Raw genomic sequence first — 6,195 nt, 5'->3', positions numbered from 1 at the left:
GGGTGACGGCTTCTTTAATAGGAATGAGTAGAGAGCACAAGACTCTCAACAACCGTCATTCCTGTGCAGACAGGAATCTTCTGAGGGCTTGGTGCACGCTTTGAGTAGACCCCTGCCTACGCAGGGGTGAGGGCTTCTTTAGTAGGAATGAGTAGAGAGTACAAGACTCTCAACAACCGTCATTCCTGTGCAGACAGGAATTTTCTGGAGGCATGGTGCACGCTTTGAGTAGCCCCCTGCCTACGCAGGGGTGACGGCTTCTTTAATAGGAATGAGTAGAGAGTACAAGACTCTCAACAACCGTCATTCCTGTGCAGACAGGAATCTACCGGAGGCTTGGTGCACGTTTTGAGTAGCCCCCTGCCTACGCAGGGGTGACGGCTTCTTTAATAGGAATGAGTAGAGAGCACATGACTTTCAACAACCGTCATTCCTGTGCAGACAGGAATCTACTGGAGGCTTGGTGCACGCTTTTAATAGGAACCAAATCATTACATGATCGGCTACATAGGATTATTTACATTAATCACAGTTGCAGTGACGAGCTCATGCGCAGTTTTGCATGGCCTGATTTGTTACGCTAAGCCTCAGCGCTTCGCTGCGAGTGTAATTAGCCTAAGCCGATTCTTCAGCACAATATCTTTCTTGTTCTCGTTAAGCTCTATTCTAGTATTGGCTTACGCATTCGCAGTTGACGATTTCTCTATTCGTTACGTTTCAGACAACTCCAATCAACAACTCCATTTAGGTTACAAACTCGCCGCCACATGGGGTGGACACCAAGGCTCGATGCTATTTTGGGTAGTGACATTGTCACTTTGGGGTGCGATTATTGCTTGGTCAAAGCCGAAAAACCGTTCAACGAGCTATTCAACGAGTCATGCAAGCTTGGTCATGCAGTCTATAGTCGCTATCTTCGCTTGGTTTACACTGCTCGCATCGAACCCGTTCGAGTTAAACACGGTCATGCCATTACAAGGTCGTGATTTGAATCCCATGTTGCAAGATATTGGGCTTATTATCCATCCACCACTACTGTATGTCGGTTATGTTGGATTTGCGTCAGTACTCGCGATGGCTTTGGGGGCACTACTGTCAAAGCACGTTGATCTAGACTGGATCCCACGTGCACGCATCTTCACTCTGGTGGCTTGGCTGTTTTTGACAGCAGGCATCGCTGTAGGTTCTTGGTGGGCATACTACGAGTTAGGCTGGGGAGGGTGGTGGTTTTGGGATCCGGTTGAAAATGCCTCTTTGCTTCCATGGCTCACCTCTACTGCGTTACTGCATACCATGATGGTTGCTCGCAGCAAACAGCTTGTTTTTTGGACCTACGCTCTCGCGTTTATCACTTTCTGTTTGAGTATTCTTGGCACCTTCATTGTACGCTCTGGGGTGCTGACATCGGTGCATGCGTTTGCCGTCGATCCGACCAAAGGCTTTAGCCTGCTGGCGATTCTAACCTTAGTGTTTGTTCTCGCCTTTGTCGCTTTAATTGCCAGGGTCGATTCTATCAAGTCGCTCAGTATTACAAACTTGGCGACTAAGCCATTTCTAGTTCTGATTTCAGCTAATTTGTTTGTATTGGCTACCGCTGTGGTTGTGTTTGGTACCTTTTACCCGATGGTTTACGAACTTGCAGGACTTGGGAATATTTCGGTTGGTGCTCCGTACTTTAACTTGTTGTTTGGTCCCATCGCGATAGTGAGCTTATTTGTCATGGGAGCTGTACCGTTTCTTAGCTGGTCGCGTACCAGCCAGAAGCTGAGAATTGGACTGCCCGTTATGTTGTTGGTTGTTTCACTGATGTTGGCTTTTGTTATCGTGATCTATTGCACCATGCACTATGAGCCAGTCGGCGCGCAGTGGTCGAACTGGGCGCTCTTTACCGTTTGGGCAAGCCTTTGGGTGTTAATGTCACATATTGCTACAGTCTTCGCCAAGACTAAGCAGACATCGCTGTCGGCATGTATTGCGCACGTTGGTATTGCGATCGCGGCGTTTGGTTGTGTGATGAATGCTGAGTATTCTTATGAAATTACCAAAAGGCTTGACCCTGGCAGTCAAGCAGAGTTTGGGGATTACCAAGTTACCTACGTTGATACCCATTTATACGTCGGTCGAAACTTTACCGCCGAGCAAGCCGTTATTGAGATCACCGATAAAGACAACGACCCACATACTAGAACCGCCACGCCCGAAAAACGTCACTATTCGGTGCGAGTTATGACCATGACAGAGCCTTCCATGACACCACTGTGGCACGGTGATATTTATATCTCTTTGGGCGATAAAGTCGATACAACGGATTACGCCGTGCGTATTCAATTCAAAGCGTTTGTTCGTTGGATTTGGTTCGGTGCACTATTGGTGTGTATCTCTGCATGTACCGTATTGCTGAGATCGTCCAATAATGTGGCAGCTTCAAAAAATGCGTCACTGATATCGTCATTGAGGGAGACTGCGAATGATTGATAAATTGCGTTTGGCTTTTTCTCCAATCAAGCTGTTGTTTGCACTCTTGCTATGCTCAAGTCATGCATTCGCGACACAAGCCCACTCTGTTGACCTGTTTGAGTTTGATACTCCCAAACAGCAGAAGCAAGCTATCGATCTCGCTAAAACCCTTCGTTGTCCCATGTGCCAAAACCAAAACCTGATCGAGTCTAACTCTCCAGTCGCAAAGGATATCCGATTACGAGTGTTTGAACTGGTCAAATCAGGGAAAAGCAATCAGCAAGTGAAAGACTATATGGTCGATCGTTATGGTGAGCACGTCCTTTATCAACCCGCATTAACTGGTAAAAACATTCTCCTTTGGGGAATGCCCATAGTCTTCGCCTTATCACTCGGTGGTTTGATGGTTGTGACTATCCGTCGAAATTCCCGCAAGTAGTTTGTAGCGATGTAAATAGACTATTGATATCAAAGCCTAAATTGTTTATCTCTATAACTAGTTCAAGGATGAAGGAGATAAGCTGCTATGCCGTATTCAGTTTCTACTGATAAACAACACCTCGATATCACACTCATACACCGCTATCTCTCAAACAGCTATTGGGCGAAGGGCGTTCCTTTATCTGTGGTTGAAAAATCGATTGAACACTCTTTGTGTTTCGGCGCCTATGACAGTGGCGGTAACCAAGTGGGCTTTGCACGCATTATTACTGACCGTGCGACGTTTGCCTATCTGAGTGATGTCTTTGTCATCGACGAAAAACAAGGTGAAGGCATTGCCAAGCTCATATTAAGCACCATAGAAAAGCACCCTGATCTGCAAGGCTTGAGACGAACCATGCTGGGTACTGTTGACGCGCATTCGCTCTACCAGCAATTTGGGTTTGAATCGATTCAACAGCCGGAGTTCTTGATGCAGAAAAAGGGAATTGAAGCCTATGTCTAACTTTAAAGGCCTTAGCAGCGAGGAAAGCGGCTATTCACTTTTGACAGATGCGCCTCAGCATAAGTCCACAGTCATCGATTGGTATTTTGATGCTTGGGGCAAGCGCGATCCTAACAACACTCTAGAAAGCTATTCCGAAAAACTCGAGAGCTTTTTGCAAGATGGCTCTATCCCGGCACACGTTGTTATTTGCGATGGTGAACGGCTAGTTGCCACGGCGCATATTCGAAAGCATGAAATCCCGAGTTACGTGGATTATGAGATGTGGCTTGGCGGTGTCTATGTTGACTCCGAATATAGAGGTCAAGGCGTCGCAAAAACAGTCGTCAATGGTGTGATTGAAGAAGCAAAGTCCCGTCGCATTAAGGCGCTTTATTTGCAAACGGAAGATCTATCTGGTGGGTTATATGCGGTACTCGGATGGAGAAAGCTTCATCAAATTAATAATAAAGGCTGTGAGGTGATAGTCATGGTCAAGGAACTATAATATGACACCTATGCAACGAGAGTTTTTCCAACGGTTTCTCAATACGTTGTCGGCGCCTGAAAGCATCAATATCGACAACGTCATTGCTGAGCATTACTGCGCTGATGAATACAATGCCAACGAGTGCGCCAGACTGATTAACGAAGGTATCAAGACCGCATCATGCGGATTAAAAGCGGGTTGGGATATCGAAGATGAACCCTTGCCTCAAGTAGGCAGCTATTCGCTTGTCCTAGATTGGCAGCAAAATCCGGTATGTGTGATTCAATTAACGTCTGTTGAAGTATGTCCGTTCGATCAAGTGAGTGACGAGTTCGCCTATGCAGAGGGCGAGGGCGATCGCACATACGCATGGTGGAAAGAAGCACATATTAAGTTTTTCGAATGGTACGCCAATGAGATCGGTGTGGTATTTTCGCCCGAAAGTGAATTAGTACTAGAGCGTTTTAAAAAGGTGTATCCAAGCTAAATGAAAAGTATCGCAATCCAAACAGAGCGTCTCTCAATGGCGCAGATCACTCACGTCGATTTTGACTTGTTTAAGCGCTTACAGACCGAGCATGAGGTTATTGAGCTTTGCTTTGATAAACCTAGCGATGAAGACATTCAAGCGCGATTTGATGAACGCCTACCCACATGGTGTAAAGGTTCAGAAGAGTGGCTCTGTTTGGTTGTTTCACTCAAGCATACTGGTGAAGCCGTTGGTGTGACGGGCTTCAAAGTCTCAAATGGCTATGCGGAAGTTGGCTATTTGTTGCTTCCAGAATTCCATGGCTGTGGAATTGGCACTGAGTCGTTAGAAGGTTTAGTCAAATGGGCGGAGCGCGATCTCGATCTCAACAGGTTTTCCGCGATTGTGACAAAAGGAAACAGAGGCTCAGAGCGTGTGTTAGAAAAATGCGGTTTTGTGCTGACCAAGGTAGAGAAAGACGCCTACCAAATAGGTGGTCAAACATTTGATGACCATATTTTTCATCGTGGATAATGTCACGAGGAGTGCCCTTTGATTCGTAATGTCACCGTAGCGGATGCGGAAGCTATCGCAACGATATACAACCACTATATAGTCCATTCAACTTGCACATTTGAAGAAGAGATCGTGTCAGCGAAGCAAATAGCTGAGCGTATTGAGACGCTGATTGACTCGAAGATGCCTTGGCTTGTGTATGAGCATCAAGGGCAAGTGGTCGGTTATTGTTATGCTAAGCAATGGAACGCGAGAAGCGCTTATCGGTTTACGGCCGAGTCCTCTGTTTACCTCTCGCCTGAGTGTCCGTTAAAAGGGGTGGGCAGTAGACTCTACGAGCAATTGTTTAGCCGATTACGTGACGATGGAATTAGGAACGTCATGAGTGTCATTACACTGCCGAATGATCAGAGCACCAGATTCCATCATAAAATGGGCATGGAGCAAGTAGGGCATTTCAAACAAATTGGCTACAAGTTTGACCGCTGGCTCGATGTTGGATATTGGCAGAAAACACTCTAAGCCAGAGGAGTATCTGTGGCTACTGCTAACCAAAATCTAACGTCAGTAATAGTCTGTTCTCCCCAGAAGCAACGGAGGGCGAGCGATGAACCAGACCGCCACCTTCGTTGCCGATCCATTTTTCTCCTTTGAGTAGCGCGACATCTCCACAAGTCAGACGTTGAACATCAGTTTCACTTTGATACAGCCCAGATTCTGAATCTGGAAGACCATTGCTGCCATGTCCGAGTTTAGAGCGATCTACGATATCGTGCTCTAACCAGTCAGTGGCGACACCGCTGTAGGTGGTTACCAAGCGGCAAGGCACTTTGTCAGTATGGAAGCGCGGGCACATGGCGCTTTCTAGTGTGGCGAGCCGAAGCCCTGCGTAATCAAGCTCAAACAGACAGCAAAACATATCGACCAGTTCAGCGATATTTTGGAGCAGCGCTTTTGGAGCCAAGCCATCGGTGGCGTATTCCAATGCTGCAAAAGCGTCACTTGGTGATACTGAAAGAGATTTTTGAAACTTAGGGTTATTAGCAAGAAACTCATTGGTTAAACGTTGTAAATCGGCGTTGAGTTCACGTTTCCAGATAGCGATATTCACTGATTCTTTATAGATATCGGTTAACACGGTTGGGTGGTCGCCAGAAGCACTTAATCGCACTGTGGTTTGTTGGGTAGTGGGAGTTTGTATACTGCCTCTCGGCGAAGTGAGTGGGGCAATTGAGTCGCGTAACATGAAATTTCGCTCCTGGATTGTTTGAATTAATTGTTATGTTATAACATAATTTCGAGTATTTAAAACGGTCGATTTTTCTCTATCCACTGCGT

Annotated in this window: 8 protein-coding genes; 7 read left to right on the top strand and 1 reads right to left on the bottom strand. The window is 46.4% G+C overall.

The window, feature by feature from the left end:
- Positions 1–495: 495 nt before the first annotated feature.
- The 7 genes from ACVA6Q_RS20805 (at position 496) to ACVA6Q_RS20775 (ending at position 5,379) form a co-directional block, all read left to right on the top strand.
- Complete coding sequence (locus ACVA6Q_RS20805) at positions 496–2,475, top strand: heme lyase CcmF/NrfE family subunit (RefSeq protein ID WP_446648813.1); 1,980 nt, start codon at positions 496–498, stop codon at positions 2,473–2,475.
- Positions 2,468–2,896 (top strand): cytochrome c-type biogenesis protein, encoded by a 429-nt coding sequence (locus ACVA6Q_RS20800; RefSeq protein WP_446648812.1) that lies wholly within the window; start codon positions 2,468–2,470, stop codon positions 2,894–2,896. The genes ACVA6Q_RS20805 and ACVA6Q_RS20800 overlap by 8 nt, the downstream gene beginning before the upstream one ends.
- A gap of 87 nt (positions 2,897–2,983) precedes the next feature.
- On the top strand, positions 2,984–3,403 hold the full coding sequence (locus ACVA6Q_RS20795; protein WP_353496098.1) for a GNAT family N-acetyltransferase: 420 nt from the start codon (positions 2,984–2,986) through the stop codon (positions 3,401–3,403).
- Positions 3,396–3,890 (top strand): GNAT family N-acetyltransferase, encoded by a 495-nt coding sequence (locus ACVA6Q_RS20790; RefSeq protein ID WP_446648811.1) that lies wholly within the window; start codon positions 3,396–3,398, stop codon positions 3,888–3,890. The genes ACVA6Q_RS20795 and ACVA6Q_RS20790 overlap by 8 nt, the downstream gene beginning before the upstream one ends.
- Position 3,891: 1 nt before the next feature.
- Positions 3,892–4,359 (top strand): ASCH domain-containing protein, encoded by a 468-nt coding sequence (locus ACVA6Q_RS20785; RefSeq protein ID WP_446648810.1) that lies wholly within the window; start codon positions 3,892–3,894, stop codon positions 4,357–4,359.
- Positions 4,360–4,875 carry a GNAT family N-acetyltransferase gene (locus tag ACVA6Q_RS20780; protein ID WP_446648809.1) on the top strand — a complete coding sequence of 172 codons (516 nt, stop codon included), beginning with the start codon at positions 4,360–4,362 and terminating at the stop codon, positions 4,873–4,875.
- Positions 4,876–4,893: 18 nt separating this feature from the next.
- On the top strand, positions 4,894–5,379 hold the full coding sequence (locus ACVA6Q_RS20775) for a GNAT family N-acetyltransferase (protein ID WP_353496102.1): 486 nt from the start codon (positions 4,894–4,896) through the stop codon (positions 5,377–5,379).
- A gap of 25 nt (positions 5,380–5,404) precedes the next feature.
- Here ACVA6Q_RS20775 and ACVA6Q_RS20770 read toward each other — a convergent pair whose 3' ends face one another.
- Positions 5,405–6,058, bottom strand: a complete 654-nt coding sequence (locus ACVA6Q_RS20770; RefSeq protein ID WP_446648817.1) for a DUF1826 domain-containing protein — start codon at positions 6,056–6,058, stop codon at positions 5,405–5,407.
- Positions 6,059–6,195 lie beyond the last annotated feature (137 nt).

The organism is Vibrio sp. DNB22_10_4 (assembly GCF_052879755.1).
The sequence above is the reverse complement of the archived record's forward strand: the minus strand, read 5'-3'. Positions and strand labels throughout refer to the sequence as shown.